Origin of the sequence: Cupriavidus phytorum (assembly GCF_003254285.1) — a bacterium.
Lineage (GTDB): Bacteria > Pseudomonadota > Gammaproteobacteria > Burkholderiales > Burkholderiaceae > Cupriavidus > Cupriavidus phytorum.
The window spans coordinates 203,151-219,167 of record NZ_QKZN01000004.1 but is presented as its reverse complement, the minus strand read 5'-3'; the positions used below and the strand labels follow the sequence as shown (position 1 = coordinate 219,167).

Here is a 16,017-nt window from a genome sequence, read left to right as displayed (position 1 = left end):
TATGCAGAATCTGGAGATCCGGCTGCTGACGCCCGCCGATGCAGAGGTCTTCCACGCGCTGCGCCTGCAGGGCCTGGCCGAGGCGCCGGAAGCCTTTGCCGCCAGCCTGGAAGAAGAACAGGACCTGCAACCCGAGGCGGTGGCGCAGCGGCTCGCGCCGAGCCCCGACAAGGCTGTGTTCGGCGCCTTCGACGGCAGCGCGCTGGCCGGCGTGGTCGGCATCATGCGCGAGCCGCGCCGCAAGCACTGGCACAAGGCATCGATCTTCGGCATGTACGTGGCGCCGGGCTGGCGCGACAAGAAGCTCGGCCGCGCGCTGATGGAGCGCGCGCTGGAGCAGGCCGTCGCCATGGAGGGCGTGCGCCAGGTGATCCTGTGCGTCAATGCCGGCAGTGCGGGCGCGGTGCGCTTGTACGAATCGCTCGGCTTCGAGCGTTTCGGGCTGGAGCCCGATGCGTTGTACGTCGCGCCGCACTTCCACGACAAGCTCGACATGGTGCTGCGGCTGCCGGCCGCCCCGGCGCGGCCGGATCTCTGAAGGCGGCCCCCGCCTGTCCCGCCTTACCGCTGGCGGGCCGCCGGTGCTACGCTGAAACCGGCGCCCGTGCCCGCCGGGCATGATGAGCATTTTTGATCGGCCCGGCATGCCGAATTCACGTCCGGCGTGGTGCCCGCGCCAGGTGGCCTGCGCTATAGTCACCCGTCCCCCGCGGCTGGCACTGCACCGCCGCGGCCGGCAGGCCCGCAAACGATCACCACAGGCCGCCGCCCAGGAGACCCCACAGGAGTCGTTCATGAATGCCCCGCACGAAGCCCAAACCCTCGCTCCCGGCGCCGCCGAGAGTCCGGCCACGGCCGCGGCCGCGGCCGCCGCCGACGGCCGCCGCGACGCGCTGCTGGCCGGCCTGGCGCAGATCCTGCCCGACGCCGCGGTGCTGTGGAAGCCGGAAGACACCGTGCCCTATGAGTGCGACGGCCTGGCCGCATACCGTCAGGTGCCGATGGCGGTGGCGCTGCCCGACACCGAGGAGCAGGTCTGCGCCATCCTGCGGCTGTGCCACCAGCTGGGCGTGCCGGTGGTGCCGCGCGGTGCCGGCACCAGCCTGTCGGGCGGTGCCATGCCGATCGCCGAGGGCCTGGTGCTGTCGCTGGCCAAGTTCAAGCGCATCCTGTCGGTCGACCCGTATGCGCGCACCGCGGTGGTCCAGCCCGGCGTGCGCAACCTGGCCATCTCGGACGCCGCCGCGCCGCACAACCTGTACTACGCGCCCGACCCTTCGTCGCAGATCGCCTGCACCATCGGCGGCAACGTCAGCGAGAACTCCGGCGGCGTGCACTGCCTGAAGTACGGCCTGACCGTGCACAACGTGCTGCGCGTGCGCGCGGTGACGATGTCGGGCGAGGTGGTGGTGTTCGGCTCCGAGGCCCCCGACGCGCCCGGGCTGGACCTGCTGGCCGTGCTGATCGGCTCCGAGGGCATGCTGGCGGTGGTGACCGAGGTCACCGTGCGCCTGATCCCCAAGCCGCAGCTGGCGCAGGTGATCATGGCCTGCTTCGACGATGTCGAGAAAGGCGGCAACGCGGTCGCCGACGTGATCGCCGCGGGCATCATCCCGGCCGGGCTGGAGATGATGGACAAGCCCGCCACCGCCGCGGTGGAGCAGTTCGTGCATGCGGGCTATGACCTCGATGCCGCCGCGATCCTGCTGTGCGAGTCCGACGGCACCCCCGAGGAAGTGGCCGAGGAAATCGAGCGCATGAGCGCGGTGCTGACGGCATCGGGCTGCACCCGCATCGTGGTCTCGCAGAACGAGGCAGAGCGCCTGCGCTTCTGGAGCGGCCGCAAGAACGCCTTCCCGGCGGCGGGGCGGATTTCGCCCGACTATTACTGCATGGACGGCACCATCCCGCGCAAGCACATCGGCACGCTGCTCAAGCGCATCGAGGCCATGGAAGTGAAGTATGGCCTGCGCTGCATCAACGTGTTCCATGCCGGCGACGGCAACATGCACCCGCTGGTGCTGTTCGATGGCGGCGACCAGGACGAATGGCACCGCGCCGAGCTGTTCGGCGCCGACATCCTCGAGACCTGCGTCGAGCTGGGCGGCACCGTCACCGGCGAGCACGGCGTCGGCGTGGAGAAGCTCAACTCCATGTGCGTGCAGTTCTCGACCGCTGAGCGCGACGCCTTCTTCGGCGTCAAGGCCGCCTTCGACCCGGCGCGGCTGCTGAACCCCGACAAGGCCATCCCCACGCTGGCGCGCTGCGCCGAATACGGCAAGATGCACGTGAAGAAGGGCCTCCTGCCGCATCCCGAGCTGCCGCGCTTCTGAGCCCCGCCATGCGAGAGAATCCACGCCGGCGCCAGCACCACGAAGCCGTGGTGCGCCAGCGCCTGGGCCAGCCCGAGGCCGGCTGGCGCCAGCGCTGGTACACCATCATCTTCGAGGCTGACACGCGCGAGGGCCGTCTGTTCGATGTCGCGCTGCTGCTCGCCATCGTCACCAGCGTGATGATCGTGATGCTCGACAGCCTGCCCGCGGTGAACCAGCGCGCGGGCGGGGTATTCACGGCGCTGGAATGGATGTTCACGCTGCTGTTCACGGCCGAGTACGCCATGCGCCTGCTGGTGGTGCGGCGGCCGTGGCGCTATGCGCTGAGCTTCTACGGCATCATCGACTTCATCTCGATCATGCCGACCTGGCTGGCGTTCTTCGTGCCGGAACTGCATTTCCTGATCGACGTGCGGCTGCTGCGGCTGCTGCGCGTGTTCCGGATCCTGAAGCTGACGGTGTACTTCGAGGAAGCCGAGATCCTGTACCGTGCGCTGGTCAACAGCCGGCGCAAGATCTTCGTGTTCCTGGCGGCGGTGTTCATCATCACCGTGATCCTGGGCACGGTGATGTACGTGGTCGAGGGCCCGGAGCACGGCTTCCACAGCATCCCGGTCAGCATGTACTGGGCAGTGGTGACGCTGACCACCACCGGCTTCGGCGACATGGTGCCGAAGACGCCGCTGGGGCAGTTCATCACCTCGCTGACGATCCTGCTGGGCTACGGCATCATCGCCTTCCCCACCGGCATCGTGGGCGCCGAGCTGGCCGCCAGCATCATGAAGCGGCCGCTGACCACGCGCACCTGCACCCATTGCCTGACCGAGGGGCACGAGCCCGACGCACAGTATTGCAAGCACTGCGGCAGCCCGCTGCCGGCCTATCAGAACGACCGGCCCGAAGTCCCGGGCGGCCGCGACGGTTCGACCTGACCCTGGGCCTCGCCATAACACCCTCCCCATCTCGCACGACTATGCAAGCCACCCTCGACGCCTTCCGCGACGCCGTCAGGCAAGCCACCGAGACCCGCACCGCGCTGCGGCTGCGCGGCGGCGGCAGCAAGGACTTCTACGGCCAGCCGCCGCAAGGCCAGCTGCTGGACACGCGTGCCTACACCGGCATCGTCGACTACGACCCGGCCGAGCTGGTGATCACCGCCCGCTGCGGCACGCCGCTGGCCGAGATCGAAGCCGCGCTTGCGGAAAAGCGCCAGATCCTGGCATTCGAGCCGCCCCACTTCGCGCTGCCCGGCCAGTCCAGCGTGGCGACGCTGGGCGGTGCCGTCGCCGCCGGGCTGTCAGGCCCGCGCCGGCAGTCGGTGGGCGCACTGCGCGACTTCGTGCTGGGCGCGCAGCTGATGGACGGGCGCGGCGAGGTGATGGACTTCGGTGGCCAGGTGATGAAGAACGTCGCCGGCTATGACGTGTCGCGGCTGCTGGCGGGCTCGCTCGGCACGCTGGGGCTGATCCTGCAGGTTTCGGTCAAGGTGCTGCCGGCGCCGTTCGACGAGGCCACGCTGCGCTTCGAGATGGCGCAGGCCGAAGCCATCCGGCAACTGAACCAGTGGGGCGGGCAGCCGCTGCCGCTGGCGTCTTCGGTGTGGCATGCGGGCGTGCTGCACGTGCGCCTGTCCGGCGCCGGCGCCGCGGTGCGCGCGGCCTGCGCCCGGCTCGGCGGTGAGCGCCTGGACGCAGCGGCCGCGGCCGCGCTGTGGCAAGCGCTGCGCGAGCAGACCCACCCATTCTTCGCCACGGCGCACGCCGGCCGCGCGCTGTGGCGGCTGGCGGTGCCCACGGTGGCCGCGCCGCTGGCGCTGCCGGGCGAACAGCTGATCGAATGGGGCGGCGGCCAGCGCTGGTGGCTGCCCGAAGAGGGCTCGGCCAAGGCCGACGCCGAAAGCGTGCGCGCGGTGGCCCAGGCCGCCGGCGGGCATGCCACGCTGTTTCGCCACGGCGACAAGTCGATGGGCGTGTTCACGCCGCTGGCATCGCCGCTGGCCGCGATCCACCGCCGCCTGAAGGAGACCTTCGACCCCGCCTGCATCTTCAATCCGCAGCGCATGTACCCCGGGCTCTGAACCCGCGGGCCAAGACACTCCAGGCACTACACCCCACATCATGCAAACGACCCTGGCCGATTTTCTCCGCGACACGCCCGAAGGCGAGGAAGCCAAATCCATCGTCGGCAAATGCGTGCATTGCGGCTTCTGCACCGCCACCTGTCCCACCTACCAGCTGCTCGGCGATGAACTGGACGGGCCGCGCGGCCGCATCTACCTGATGAAGCAGGTGCTCGAAGGCCATGCCATCACCGAAAGCACGCGCCTGCACCTGGACCGCTGCCTGACCTGCCGCAACTGCGAATCGACCTGCCCCTCCGGCGTGCGCTACGGTCGCCTGGTCGACATTGGCCGCCAGCTGGTCGACGACAAGCTCGAGGCCGAAGGCGTGCGGCGTCCCGCCAGCCAGCGCATCGCGCGCTGGGTGCTGCGCGAGGGGCTGACGCGGCCGGCGCTGTTCGGCACGGCGCTGCGCCTGGGCCAGATGGTGCGCCCGCTGCTGCCAGGCACGCTGCGCGCCAAGGTGCCGCCGCTGTCGGCCAGCGCCGCGCCCGGCGCGTGGCCGCGCAACACGCATGCGCGCAAGATGCTGTTGCTCGACGGTTGCGTGCAGCCGGCGATGTCGCCCAACATCAATGCCGCCACCGCGCGCGTGTTCGACCGTGTCGGCGTACAACTGGTGGTGGCGCGCGAGGCCGGCTGCTGCGGCGCGATCCGCTTCCACACCGGCGACCACGATGGCGGCCTCGACAATATGCGCCGCAATATCGACGCCTGGTGGCCGCATGTCGAAGCCGGCGCCGAAGCCATCGTGATGACCGCGTCGGGCTGCGGCGCAATGGTCAAGGACTATGGCCACCTGCTGCGCAACGATCCCGCCTATGCCGAGCGCGCGCGCCGCATCTCGGCGCTGACGCGCGACCTGTCCGAGGTCCTGCCGGACTTCGCCGACGACCTGCACGCCGCCGCCGGCGCGGTGCCGCGCGACGGCCGGCGCGTGGCCTACCACCCGCCGTGCACGCTGCAGCACGGCCAGCAGATCCGCGGCAAAGTCGAAGCGCTCTTGACCGGCCTCGGCGTGGAAGTCAAACTCTGCGCTGACAGCCACCTGTGCTGCGGCTCGGCGGGCACTTACTCGGTGCTGCAGCCGGAACTGTCCCAGCGCCTGCGCGACGACAAGCTCGCCAAACTGCAGGCGACGCAGCCCGAAGCCATCGTCTCGGCCAATATCGGCTGCATCTCGCACCTGCAGGGCGGCACCGATACGCCGGTCATGCACTGGATCGAACTGGTCGACCGGATGCTGGGATAGCCCCCGACCGGAGCAAGGCCCTGTGGTTGTCTCCCCTCTCCCGCTTGCGGGAGAGGGGCGGGGGAGAGGGCAAGCGGTTCAAGATGCGATATCGCTTCGAGACACGCCCGCCCTCTCCCCCGGCCCCTCTCCCATAAATGGGAGAGGGGAGGAAGAGCCAACCAAACACGCCCCCATGCTCCAGACCTTTGCCATCCTGTTGGTTTTCCAGTCCGTCGGCGAGGTGATCAGCTACGCGCTGACCCTGCCCGTGCCCGGCCCTGTGCTCGGCATGATCCTGCTGTTCGGCTGGCTCGTCTTCGACGACCGGCTGCTGCCCGTGATCCAGGGCACCACCACCGAACTGCTCAAGCACCTGTCGCTGCTGTTCGTGCCCGCCGGCGTCGGCATCATGGTCCACGCCAACCGCATCGAGGGCGAGTGGATGCCGATCCTGGTCGCGCTGGTGGTGTCCACCTGGCTGGCCATCGCCACCACCGCGGTGGTGACGCGCATGCTGATGCGCAAGCGCTCCGGCACCCCCGACGCGCCGCCCGCCGACGCCAAGGGAGAACAGGCATGATGACGCCGCGCCTGAACGAGATCTGGGTCTACCTTGCCGCCAGCCCGCTGGTGGGCCTGACCGCGACGCTGCTGGCCTATGTGTTTGCCTTCCGCATCTACGAGAAATCGCGCTTCTCGCCGCTGGCGAACCCGGTGATGATCGCGGTGGCGCTGCTGGTCACGGTGCTGACCGTCACCGGCACGCCCTACAAGACCTACTTCGACGGCGCGCAGTTCGTGCACTTCCTGCTGGGGCCGGCGACGGTGGCGCTGGCGGTGCCGCTGTACCTGCAGCTGCCCAAGCTGCGCACCCATGTATTCCCGCTGCTGGCGGGACTGGTGGCGGGCTCGGTGGTGGCAGTGGTGTCGGCGGTGGGCATTGCCTGGCTGCTGGGTGCCTCGCCGGAAACCGTGCGCTCGCTCGCGCCCAAGTCGGTGACGATCCCGATCGCCATGGGCGTGGCCGAGAAGATCGGCGGGCTGCCGTCGCTGACGGCGGTGCTGGTGATGGGCACCGGCATCATCGGGGCGGTCAGCGCGACCATGCTGCTGAACCTGCTGCGCATCCGCGACTACAGCGTGCGCGGCTTTGCCACCGGCGTGGCGGCGCACGGCATCGGCACCGCGCGCGCGTTCCAGGTCAACCAGGAGGCCGGCGCCTTCGCCGCGCTCGGCATGGGCCTGAACGGCGTGCTGACCGCGATCCTGGTGCCGGTGATGGCGGCGTGGATGCCGCACTGACCTCCCGTCCCTGACATCCTCCTGACAGCACGCTGTCAGCAGCCCCCGCGCATGATGCGAGCTCCTCACTCCCCTACCTATGGATCCCAGGAGCCCATCATGAGCCAACGTCTGATCAACTGGCTGGAAATCCCCGTCGTCGACATGCCCCGCGCCATCGGCTTCTACGAGCAGGTCTTCGAGGTCCGGCTGCGCCGCGAAACCATGAGCCAGGTCGACATGGCCGTGTTCCCGCATCCCGATCCCGGCGGCACGCTGGTCGCCGGCGAAGGCTACCGGCCCAGCAACTACTACGGCACGGTGCCGTACCTGCACGCGCCGGAACTCGATGCGCTGCTGGCGCGTGCCGCGCGCGCCGGCGGCAAGACCGTGTTCGGGCCGCTGCGCCTGCCGGGCGAGATCGGCCGCATCGCGCATATCACCGACAGCGAAGGCAACCGCATCGGCCTGCACGAGCCGGTGGCCGGATGACCGCCATGGACCACGCCGACCGATGAGCCGCCGCGCCGACCGCCTGTTCCAGATCGTGCAGGTGTTGCGCGGCCGCCGCCTGACCACGGCGGCGCTGCTGGCGCAGCGGCTCGGGGTCTCGGAACGCACCGTCTACCGTGATATCCAGGCGCTGTCGCTGTCGGGCGTGCCGGTCGAGGGCGAGGCCGGCATCGGCTACCGGCTGCGCGCCGACTTCGACGTCCCGCCGCTGATGTTCACCGCCATGGAAGTGGAAGCGCTGGTCGCCGGCTTGCGGCTGCTGAAGGCCTGGGGTGGCGGCGCGCTCGCCGCCGCGGCCGATCCCGCGCTGGAGAAGCTGATGGCGGCGCTGCCGCCGCCGCGCCGGCTGGCGGCTCAGCAAAGCCGCGTGTTTGCGCCCGAATACGTCAACCAGGCGCATGTGCGCGAGGCCTTCGACGTGGTGCATGGGGCGCTGGGCGCGCACAAGCTGCTGCAGCTCGACTACTGCGACGTGCAGCAGCGCATCACCGAACGCGTAGTGATGCCGCTGGGGCTGTTCTTCTGGGGCAATGCCTGGCTGCTGGCGACGTGGTGCACCACGCGCGAGGACTATCGCAGCTTCCGGCTCGACCGCTGCCGCGCCATCCGCATGCTCGACGACCACTTCCACGAGACCCCGGAGCGCTCGCTCAACGGCTTCCTGCGCGCGGTGCGCGCCGGCGGCGGTTGAGGCTCAGGCCGCCGGGTCGGACAGCAGCCGCTCGATATCGGCGCGCAGTTCTTCCGGCTTGGTGGTCGGCGCATAGCGCTTGAACACGGTGCCGTCGCGGCGCAGCAGGAACTTGGTGAAATTCCACTTGATGCCCTGGGTACCGAGCACGCCACGCTTTTCGGTGGTCAGCCACTGGTACAGCGGATGGGCATTGGGACCGTTGACGTCGATCTTGGCGAACATCGGGAAGCGCACCGCGAAACGCGTCTCGCAGAACTGGCCGATCTGCTGCGCATCGCCGGGCTCCTGCTTGCCGAACTGGTTGCACGGGAAGCCCAGCACCTCCAGGCCGCGCCCGTGATACTCGTCATAGAGCTTCTGCAGGCCCTCGTACTGCGGGGTAAAGCCGCATTCGCTGGCAGTATTGACCACCAGCATCACCTTGCCCTGGAACTGCGACAGCGGCACCGGCTGGCCGGCGAGCGAGTTGGCTTCGAACTGGTAGACATTGCTCATGGCAGACTCCTGTAGGTAGCCCAAGCATACCGCCACGCGCGGCAATGCGCAGCCATGGTCAGCACTGCGCAGCCCTCAGATGACGTTGAGATGCTCGGTGCCGGCGCCCAGGTCCGAGTCCTTGGCGTGGGTGCTGTGCAGCTTGATCATCAGGCGCAGGTCGTTGAGCGAGTCGGCGTTGCGCAGTGCGTCCTCGTAGGTGATCTTGCCCTGCTCGTACAGGTCGAACAGCGCCTGGTCGAACGAGATCATGCCCTGCTCGCGCGACTTCTTGATGACTTCCTTGAGCTCGTGGATCTCGCCCTTGAAGATCAGGTCGGCCACCAGCGGCGTGCCGATCATGATCTCCACCGCCGGCACCCGGCCCTTGCGGCCGGCGCGCGGCAGCAGGCGCTGCGAGATCATCGCCTTCAGGTTCAGCGACAGGTCGATCAGCAGTTGCTGGCGCTTTTCCTCGGGGAAGAAGTTGACCACGCGGTCGATCGCCTGGTTGGCGTTGTTGGCGTGCAGCGTGGCCAGGCACAGGTGGCCGGTCTCGGCGTACTGCATCGCGTACTCCATGGTCTCGCGGTCGCGGATCTCGCCGATCAGGATCACGTCGGGGGCCTGGCGCAGCGTGTTCTTCAGCGCCACGTGCCAGGACTCGGTATCGATGCCGACCTCGCGCTGCGTGACGATGCAGTTCTGGTGCGCGTGCACGTACTCGATCGGATCCTCGATGGTGATGATGTGGCCGTAGGAGTGCGCATTGCGGTGGTCCAGCATCGCCGCCAGCGTGGTCGACTTGCCCGAGCCGGTCGCGCCGGTCACGATCACCAGCCCGCGCTTGGCCATGACCACGTCATGCAGCGTCTGCGGCAGGTCCAGGTCGGCCACCGACGGAATGCGCGTATTGATGGTGCGCACCACCATGCCGGCCTTGCCCTGCTGGATGAAGGCCGACACGCGGAAGCGCCCGGCCTTGGGCGCGCTGATCGCAAAGTTGCATTCGCGGCTGGTATCGAAGTCCTGCACCTGGCGCTCGTTCATCACCGAGCGCACCAGCCCCAGCGCCTGGGTCGGGTTCAGCGGCTGCTGCGACACCGGCGTGATCTTGCCGTCGACCTTGATCGCCGGCGGGAAGTCCGACGTGATGAACAGGTCCGAGCCGCGGTTGCTGACCATCAGCTCGAGCAGGTCGTTGATGTACTTGGCGGCGGATTCGCGGTCGAGCATGGCGGTGTCCTGCTGGAAGAAGGGTGAAGGCGCAGGCGGGCCTCAGCCCATGAACGCGTCCGGGTTCTTGGCAATCGCGCGCGCGTCGTTGTAGCTGATGACGCTGCGCTTGATCAGGTCCGACAGGCACTGGTCCAGCGTCTGCATGCCCAGCCCGCTGCTGGTCTGCATCATCGAGTACATCTGCGCGATCTTGTTCTCGCGGATCAGGTGGCGGATCGCGGGCGTGGCGATCATGATCTCGTGCGCGGCGGTGCGGCCGTTGCCGTCGCGGGTCTTCAGCAGCGTCTGCGAGATCACCGCCTCGAGCGATTCGGACAGCATGGTGCGCACCATGTCCTTCTCTTCGGGCGGGAACACGTCGACCACGCGGTCGATGGTCTTGGCCGCCGAGCTGGTGTGCAGCGTGCCGAAGACCAGGTGGCCAGTCTCGGCCGCGGTCAGCGCCAGGCGGATGGTCTCCAGGTCGCGCAGTTCGCCCACCAGGATCACGTCGGGGTCTTCGCGCAGCGCCGAGCGCAGCGCGTTGGCAAACGAATGCGTATGCGGCCCCAGCTCGCGTTGGTTGATCAGGCTCTTCTTGGAGCTGTGCACGAATTCGATCGGGTCCTCCACCGTCAGGATGTGGCCCATGTCGTTTTCATTGCGATGGTCGACCATCGCCGCCAGCGTGGTGGACTTGCCCGAGCCGGTCGGGCCCGTCACCAGCACCAGCCCGCGCGGCTTCATGCACAGGTCGGCAAACACCGCCGGCGCGCGCAGCTCTTCCAGCGTCAGCACCTTGGACGGAATGGTACGGAACACCGCGGCGGCGCCGCGCTGGGTGTTATAGGCATTGACGCGGAAGCGCGACAGGCCGGCAATCTCGAACGAGAAATCGATTTCGAGGCGTTCCTCGTAGGCCTTGCGCTGGGTGTCGCTCATGATGTCGTACACCATGGCGTGGACATCCTTGTGCGTCATCGAGGCGACGTTGATGCGCCGCATGTCGCCGTGGATCCGCACCATCGGCGGCATGTCCGCGGACAGATGAAGATCGGACGCCTTGTTCTTGACGGCGAAAGCCAATAGCTGCGCGATGTCCATCTATAATGACCCCACCCTGATTTGTTATCGGTACTTGACGTACCTTTTATATATGTTCGCCGGATTATGTCTGTGATTGCCGCCAACTTGCAAGCCGTGCGCCAGGGCATTGCGGCGGCAGCACAACAGGCCGGCAGGCAACCCGCGGACGTCGCCCTGCTGGCCGTTTCCAAGACCGTTTCCCCCGACCGCATAAGGGCCGCATACGCCGCCGGACAGCGCCAATTCGGCGAGAACTACGTCCAGGAAGGCATCGACAAGATCGCCGCGCTGGCCGACCTGCGCGACCGCCTGCAATGGCATTTCATCGGCCCGTTGCAAAGCAACAAGACGCGGCCGGTGGCGGAACATTTCGACTGGGTCCACACCATCGACCGGCTCCGGATCGCCGAGCGGCTGTCGGCGCAGCGCCCGGCCGGCATGCCGGCGCTGCAGGTCTGCATCCAGGTCAATATCAGCGGCGAAGCCAGCAAGAGCGGCGTCGCCCCGGCCGAGGTGCCCGCGCTGGCGCATGCGGTCGCCGCCCTGCCCAATCTGCGGCTGCGCGGGTTGATGGCGATCCCCGAGCCTGAGCACGACCCCGCCGCGCAACGCCGACCGTTCGCCGCCATGCGCGCCATGTTGCAGTCGCTGCGCGCCGACGGCCTGGCGCTCGACACGCTGTCGATGGGCATGTCGGGCGACATGGAGGCCGCCATCGCCGAGGGCGCCACCCTGGTGCGGATCGGCACCGCCATCTTCGGCGCGCGCGGCTGACGTCCGCGCCCCGACCGGAAACTTTCAGACCCCAGAGACCTTCATGCTCGACACCCTCACCTTCGGTTTTCTTGGCGGCGGCAACATGGCTTCCGCACTGATCGGCGGCCTGATCGCGCGCGGCGTGCCCGCCGGCGCGATCCGCGTGGTCGACCCGTTCCCCGAAGCGCAGCAGCGCCTGGCGCGCGACCTCGGCGTGCATGCCGCCGGAGCGCCGGACGCCGTCTTCGGCGCCAGCGATGTGCTGGTGCTGGCGGTCAAGCCGCAGCAGTTCCGCGACGCCGCGGCGCAGCTGCTGCCGCACCTGCCGGCCGATGGCCCGGGCAACCTGGTGATCAGCGTGGCCGCCGGCATCCGGCTGCAGGACATGCAGCGCTGGCTCGGCGGGCGCGACCGCGTGGTGCGCGCGATGCCGAATACGCCGGCGCTGTCGGGCATGGGCATGACGGGGCTGGCCGCACCGGCGGCGCTGTCGGCCGAGGATCGCGCGATTGCCAGCGCCGTGGCCGAGGCCGTCGGCAAGTGCGTGTGGGTCGATGGCGATGACCAGATCGACGCCGTCACCGCGATTTCCGGCAGCGGCCCGGCCTATGTGTTCTATTTCATCGAGGCCATGCAGCGCGCCGCCACCGAACTGGGGCTCAGCGCCGAACAGGGGCGCGAGCTGGCGGTGGAGACCTTCCGCGGCGCGGCCACGCTGGCGGGGCAGTCACCCGAGCCAGTGGCAACGCTGCGCGAGCGCGTAACGTCGAAGGGGGGCACCACCTATGCGGCGCTGACCGCGATGGACGCTTCGGGCATCGCCGATGCCTTCGTGCGCGCGATGCACGCGGCCGCGGCGCGTGGCAAGGAGATGGGGGCGGAGTTCGGGAAGGATTGAGGTACTGCAACGCCAGCAGCAAGCTCCCCTCTCCCATAAATGGGAGAGGGGAGCAAACCCTCAGTCAGCGTAGCAATCGCCGATAGCAATCACCGCACCGCATACGCCAGCGCCGTGCCCGCAAACATGCAGGCCCCCAGCCAGTTGTTGTGCCGGAACGCCGCGAAGCACCGCATCCGGTCGCGCTCGCGGATCAGCGTGTAGTGGTAGCCGGCACAGCCGATCGCAGCAACCAGCCCCACCCAGTACGGCCAGCCCAGCCCAAGCAGCACGCCCGCCCATGCCATCAGCGCAAAGAACGCGGCGTAGCACAGCATGATCGCCGCCACGTCGAAGCGCCCGAAGGTGATGGCCGAGGTCTTCATGCCGATCAGCAGGTCGTCGTCGCGATCGACCATGGCATAGGCGGTGTCATACGCCACCGCCCAGAACACATTGGCCAGCAGCATCAGCCACGCCACCGGCGGCACCTGGTCCTGGATCGCGGCGAACGCCATCGGGATGCCGAAGCCGAACGCGATCCCCAGGTAGGCCTGCGGAATCGCGAAGAAACGCTTGAAGAACGGGTACGTGCCCGCCACCACCGCCGCCACCACCGCCAGCCACTTGGTCAGCGCATTCAGCGGCAGCACCAGCATGAACGCCACCAGCGCCAGCACGGCGGCCACCGCCAGCGCTTCCCATGCGGCAATCTTGCCGGCGGTCAGCGGCCGCTCCCGCGTCCGCTTGACGTGCTTGTCGAAGTCCCGGTCGGCCCAGTCGTTGATGGCGCAGCCGGCCGAGCGCATCAGGAAGGTGCCGGCGACGAAAATCCAGAACAGGCCCCAGCGCGGCGGCCCGTCTGCCGCCATCCACATGGCCCACAGCGTCGGCCACAGCAGCAGCAGCGTGCCGATGGGCTTGTCGATGCGCACCAGGCGCGCGTAGAGGGCAAGGCGTTCAAGCATGGGGGTCGGGGGCAACGGCGAGAGGGTCTGCACGGCGTGGATCCGGGGCGGGCGATTCAATGAAAACGCGCCGCAGCCCGGACGGCTGCGACGCGCGGTGCCGGCCGCCGCGGGCGCGGCAGCCAGGAGAGCGGGCCGGCCTCAGGCCAGCATCGAGCGCAGCATCCACGCGGTCTTTTCATGCGTCTGCATGCGCTGGGTCAGCAGGTCGGCCGAGGGCTCGTCGCCAGCGGCATCGATCACCGGGAAGATCGAGCGCGCGGTGCGCACCACGGCTTCCTGGCCTTCGACCAGCTTGCGGATCATGTCGGTGGCCTCGGGCACGCCCTCTTCCTCGGCGATCGACGACAGGCGCGCGTATTCCTTGTAGGTGCCGGGGGCCGGGTAGCCCAGCGCGCGAATACGCTCGGCGATCGAGTCCACGGCCAGCGCCAGTTCGTTGTACTGGGTCTCGAACATCAGATGCAGCGTATTGAACATCGGACCCGTCACGTTCCAGTGGAAGTTGTGGGTCTTCAGGTAGAGGGTATAGGTGTCCGCCAGCAGCTTGGACAGCCCTTCCGCGATCTTCTTGCGGTCCTTGTCGGAAATACCGATATTCACGCTCATCTCGTTCTTCTTTGCCATGGTAGATACGCTCCGTTCTGGGTATAGCCACGAGGCGCGCCGCCGGGCTTGCCGAATCGTGGCGATTCGGGGGCCGGGCGGCGCGGTACCCCGCATTATTGCACCGGGCAACGGTCCCGGCCAAACCCCGCGCCGGGCGGCCGTTGCCGGGCGGGCGCTTATTGCAGGTTGAGCGCCCGCTTCACGCCCTCGCCGTAGGCCGGGTCGGCCTTGCTGAAGTGTTCCAGCTGCACGCGCACGATGGCCTCCGGCACACCCTGCATCGCCGCCGCGATATTGGCGAACAGGCGCTGGCGCTGGCCTTCGTCGAACAGGCGGAACAGCGCGCCGGGCTGGCTGTAGTAGTCGGTGTCGACGCGGTGGTCCCAGCGGTCGGCGGCGCCGTCGAGCGCCAGCGGCGGCTCGATGGCGCGCTCGCTGGCGGCGTAGGCGCTTTCGCGGTTGGGCTCGTAGTTGAGCTTGCCGCCCTGGTTGCCGTCCACGCGCATCGCGCCGTCACGGTGGAAGCTGTTGTGGAACGGGCATTTCGGCGCATTGACCGGGATCTGGGCGTGGTTGATGCCCAGGCGGTAGCGCTGCGTGTCGCCATACGAGAACAGCCGTCCCTGCAGCATCTTGTCGGGCGAGAAGCCGATGCCGGGCACGATGTTGGCCGGGTTCATCGCGACCTGCTCGACCTCGGCAAAATAGTTGTCCGGGTTGCGGTTGAGCTCGACCACGCCCACGTCGATCAGCGGGTAGTCCTTGTGCGGCCAGACCTTGGTCAGGTCGAACGGGTTGATGTGGTATTTGGCCGCCTCGGCCTCCGGCATGACCTGCACGCGCAGGTTCCAGCGCGGGAAGTTGCCGCGCTCGATATTGTCGAACAGGTCGCGCTGGGCGCTCTCGCGGTCGTTGGCCACCACTTTGGCGGCTTCCTCGTTGGTCCAGTTCTCCACGCCCTGCTGCGACTTGAAGTGGAACTTGACGTAGAAGCGCTCGTTATTGGCGTTGATGAACGAGTACGTGTGCGAGCCGAAGCCGTGCATCTGCCGGTAGTTCTGCGGCAGGCCGCGATCGCTCATCAGGATGGTGACCTGGTGCAGCGATTCCGGATGGCGCGACCAGAAGTCCCACACCGCGATCGGGTCGCGCAGGTTGGTACGCGGGTTGCGCTTCTGCGTGTGGATGAAGTCGGGGAACTTGAGCGGGTCGCGCACGAAGAACACCGGCGTGTTGTTGCCGACCAGGTCCCAGTTGCCTTCGTCGGTATAGAACTTGATCGAGAAGCCGCGCACGTCGCGCTCGGCGTCGGCCGCGCCGCGCTCGCCGGCGACGGTGGAGAAGCGGATGAACAGCGGCGTTTCCTTGCCGACCTCGGCAAACACCGAGGCCTTGGTGTACTTCGTGATGTCGTGCGTGATGCGCAGCGTGCCGTAGGCGCCGGAGCCCTTGGCGTGGACGCGGCGCTCGGGGATGACTTCACGGTCGAAGTGGGCCAGCTTTTCGAGGAACCAGACATCCTGCAGCAGCATCGGGCCGCGGGGGCCGGCGGTCTGCGAGTTCTGGTTATCGGCGACCGGTGCGCCGGCAGCAGTGGTGAGAGTGTCCTTCTTGCTCATCTTTTCCTCTTTGTGGGTCGGCTGAAAGGGAACGCCGCGTCAGTGCGCGGCGGCATAGCAGGCCAGGCAATCGAGCAGGCAGCGCCCCATGCGGAGGGAAAAACGGGGCTGGGTCGGTGTCGTTGTCAGTGACTGGGCGCTGGTGCTCATCATCGGTTCCTGTCTTGCGTCGACGCCATCCGCATCGACAGGAGCCAGTCTACAAATTATCTATCAGGTTGAGAATTTAATTATTT

Annotated in this window: 17 protein-coding genes; 11 read left to right on the top strand and 6 right to left on the bottom strand. The window is 68.1% G+C overall.

Annotation, left to right across the window (positions count from 1 at the left end; genetic code table 11):
- Window positions 1-10: 10 nt before the first annotated feature.
- From C7416_RS12320 to C7416_RS12280, 9 genes are all read left to right on the top strand, one after another.
- A complete protein-coding gene (locus C7416_RS12320) occupies window positions 11-538 on the top strand; it encodes a GNAT family N-acetyltransferase (RefSeq protein WP_111519512.1) in 528 nt (175 codons plus the stop codon).
- A 256-nt stretch (window positions 539-794) separates the two neighbouring features.
- On the top strand, window positions 795-2,333 hold the full coding sequence (locus tag C7416_RS12315) for an FAD-linked oxidase C-terminal domain-containing protein (protein WP_240988189.1): 1,539 nt from the start codon (window positions 795-797) through the stop codon (window positions 2,331-2,333).
- Window positions 2,334-2,341: 8 nt separating this feature from the next.
- Window positions 2,342-3,265, top strand: coding sequence for an ion transporter (locus C7416_RS12310; RefSeq protein ID WP_111519211.1), 924 nt, complete (start codon window positions 2,342-2,344; stop codon window positions 3,263-3,265).
- 41 nt (window positions 3,266-3,306) lie between these two features.
- A complete protein-coding gene (gene glcE / locus C7416_RS12305; protein ID WP_111519210.1) occupies window positions 3,307-4,410 on the top strand; it encodes a glycolate oxidase subunit GlcE in 1,104 nt (367 codons plus the stop codon).
- A 40-nt stretch (window positions 4,411-4,450) separates the two neighbouring features.
- Window positions 4,451-5,704, top strand: coding sequence for a glycolate oxidase subunit GlcF (glcF, locus tag C7416_RS12300; protein ID WP_062801673.1), 1,254 nt, complete (start codon window positions 4,451-4,453; stop codon window positions 5,702-5,704).
- Window positions 5,705-5,879: 175 nt separating this feature from the next.
- Window positions 5,880-6,266 (top strand): CidA/LrgA family protein, encoded by a 387-nt coding sequence (locus tag C7416_RS12295; RefSeq protein WP_062801674.1) that lies wholly within the window; start codon window positions 5,880-5,882, stop codon window positions 6,264-6,266.
- Window positions 6,263-6,988, top strand: coding sequence for an LrgB family protein (locus tag C7416_RS12290; protein WP_082819011.1), 726 nt, complete (start codon window positions 6,263-6,265; stop codon window positions 6,986-6,988). Before C7416_RS12295 ends, C7416_RS12290 begins: the two co-directional genes overlap by 4 nt.
- 99 nt (window positions 6,989-7,087) lie before the next feature.
- Window positions 7,088-7,459 (top strand): VOC family protein, encoded by a 372-nt coding sequence (locus tag C7416_RS12285; RefSeq protein ID WP_181461224.1) that lies wholly within the window; start codon window positions 7,088-7,090, stop codon window positions 7,457-7,459.
- A 22-nt stretch (window positions 7,460-7,481) separates the two neighbouring features.
- Window positions 7,482-8,171 (top strand): helix-turn-helix transcriptional regulator, encoded by a 690-nt coding sequence (locus C7416_RS12280; RefSeq protein WP_111519208.1) that lies wholly within the window; start codon window positions 7,482-7,484, stop codon window positions 8,169-8,171.
- A gap of 3 nt (window positions 8,172-8,174) precedes the next feature.
- Here the strand turns inward: C7416_RS12280 and C7416_RS12275 are convergent, their stop codons facing one another.
- The 3 genes from C7416_RS12275 to C7416_RS12265 all read right to left on the bottom strand — a co-directional run bounded on the left by C7416_RS12275 (window position 8,175) and on the right by C7416_RS12265 (window position 10,970).
- Window positions 8,175-8,669 carry a glutathione peroxidase gene (locus C7416_RS12275; RefSeq protein ID WP_111519207.1) on the bottom strand — a complete coding sequence of 165 codons (495 nt, stop codon included), beginning with the start codon at window positions 8,667-8,669 and terminating at the stop codon, window positions 8,175-8,177.
- Between the two features lie 75 nt (window positions 8,670-8,744).
- A complete protein-coding gene (locus C7416_RS12270; protein WP_092306471.1) occupies window positions 8,745-9,884 on the bottom strand; it encodes a PilT/PilU family type 4a pilus ATPase in 1,140 nt (379 codons plus the stop codon).
- Window positions 9,885-9,926: 42 nt separating this feature from the next.
- Window positions 9,927-10,970 (bottom strand): type IV pilus twitching motility protein PilT, encoded by a 1,044-nt coding sequence (locus C7416_RS12265; RefSeq protein WP_025583874.1) that lies wholly within the window; start codon window positions 10,968-10,970, stop codon window positions 9,927-9,929.
- A gap of 66 nt (window positions 10,971-11,036) precedes the next feature.
- Here C7416_RS12265 and C7416_RS12260 point away from each other — a divergent pair, with 66 nt between their 5' ends.
- Together C7416_RS12260 and proC are read left to right on the top strand one after the other, a co-directional pair.
- Complete coding sequence (locus C7416_RS12260; protein ID WP_111519206.1) at window positions 11,037-11,726, top strand: YggS family pyridoxal phosphate-dependent enzyme; 690 nt, start codon at window positions 11,037-11,039, stop codon at window positions 11,724-11,726.
- 43 nt (window positions 11,727-11,769) lie between these two features.
- Entirely contained in the window at window positions 11,770-12,606 is an 837-nt protein-coding gene (proC, locus tag C7416_RS12255; RefSeq protein ID WP_111519205.1) for a pyrroline-5-carboxylate reductase, read from the top strand.
- Between the two features lie 89 nt (window positions 12,607-12,695).
- Here the strand turns inward: proC and ubiA are convergent, their stop codons facing one another.
- The 3 genes from ubiA to C7416_RS12240 all read right to left on the bottom strand — a co-directional run bounded on the left by ubiA (window position 12,696) and on the right by C7416_RS12240 (window position 15,781).
- On the bottom strand, window positions 12,696-13,553 hold the full coding sequence (gene ubiA, locus C7416_RS12250; protein WP_111519204.1) for a 4-hydroxybenzoate octaprenyltransferase: 858 nt from the start codon (window positions 13,551-13,553) through the stop codon (window positions 12,696-12,698).
- 141 nt (window positions 13,554-13,694) lie between these two features.
- Window positions 13,695-14,180, bottom strand: coding sequence for a Dps family protein (locus C7416_RS12245; protein ID WP_092306463.1), 486 nt, complete (start codon window positions 14,178-14,180; stop codon window positions 13,695-13,697).
- Window positions 14,181-14,338: 158 nt separating this feature from the next.
- Window positions 14,339-15,781 (bottom strand): catalase, encoded by a 1,443-nt coding sequence (locus tag C7416_RS12240; protein WP_111519203.1) that lies wholly within the window; start codon window positions 15,779-15,781, stop codon window positions 14,339-14,341.
- Window positions 15,782-16,017: the final 236 nt, after the last annotated feature.

What these genes read in the sequence shown, in the direction of transcription:
- C7416_RS12315 (WP_240988189.1), top strand. Translation starts at nt 795, where the DNA reads ATGAATGCCCCGCACGAAGCCCAAACCCTCGCTCCCGGCGCCGCCGAG.
- C7416_RS12310 (WP_111519211.1), top strand. Translation starts at nt 2,342, where the DNA reads ATGCGAGAGAATCCACGCCGGCGCCAGCACCACGAAGCCGTGGTGCGC.
- glcE (WP_111519210.1), top strand. Translation starts at nt 3,307, where the DNA reads ATGCAAGCCACCCTCGACGCCTTCCGCGACGCCGTCAGGCAAGCCACC.
- glcF (WP_062801673.1), top strand. Translation starts at nt 4,451, where the DNA reads ATGCAAACGACCCTGGCCGATTTTCTCCGCGACACGCCCGAAGGCGAG.
- C7416_RS12295 (WP_062801674.1), top strand. Translation starts at nt 5,880, where the DNA reads ATGCTCCAGACCTTTGCCATCCTGTTGGTTTTCCAGTCCGTCGGCGAG.
- C7416_RS12290 (WP_082819011.1), top strand. Translation starts at nt 6,263, where the DNA reads ATGATGACGCCGCGCCTGAACGAGATCTGGGTCTACCTTGCCGCCAGC.
- C7416_RS12285 (WP_181461224.1), top strand. Translation starts at nt 7,088, where the DNA reads ATGAGCCAACGTCTGATCAACTGGCTGGAAATCCCCGTCGTCGACATG.
- C7416_RS12280 (WP_111519208.1), top strand. Translation starts at nt 7,482, where the DNA reads ATGAGCCGCCGCGCCGACCGCCTGTTCCAGATCGTGCAGGTGTTGCGC.
- C7416_RS12275 (WP_111519207.1), bottom strand. Translation starts at nt 8,669, where the DNA reads ATGAGCAATGTCTACCAGTTCGAAGCCAACTCGCTCGCCGGCCAGCCG.
- C7416_RS12270 (WP_092306471.1), bottom strand. Translation starts at nt 9,884, where the DNA reads ATGCTCGACCGCGAATCCGCCGCCAAGTACATCAACGACCTGCTCGAG.
- C7416_RS12265 (WP_025583874.1), bottom strand. Translation starts at nt 10,970, where the DNA reads ATGGACATCGCGCAGCTATTGGCTTTCGCCGTCAAGAACAAGGCGTCC.
- C7416_RS12260 (WP_111519206.1), top strand. Translation starts at nt 11,037, where the DNA reads ATGTCTGTGATTGCCGCCAACTTGCAAGCCGTGCGCCAGGGCATTGCG.
- proC (WP_111519205.1), top strand. Translation starts at nt 11,770, where the DNA reads ATGCTCGACACCCTCACCTTCGGTTTTCTTGGCGGCGGCAACATGGCT.
- ubiA (WP_111519204.1), bottom strand. Translation starts at nt 13,553, where the DNA reads ATGCTTGAACGCCTTGCCCTCTACGCGCGCCTGGTGCGCATCGACAAG.
- C7416_RS12245 (WP_092306463.1), bottom strand. Translation starts at nt 14,180, where the DNA reads ATGGCAAAGAAGAACGAGATGAGCGTGAATATCGGTATTTCCGACAAG.
- C7416_RS12240 (WP_111519203.1), bottom strand. Translation starts at nt 15,781, where the DNA reads ATGAGCAAGAAGGACACTCTCACCACTGCTGCCGGCGCACCGGTCGCC.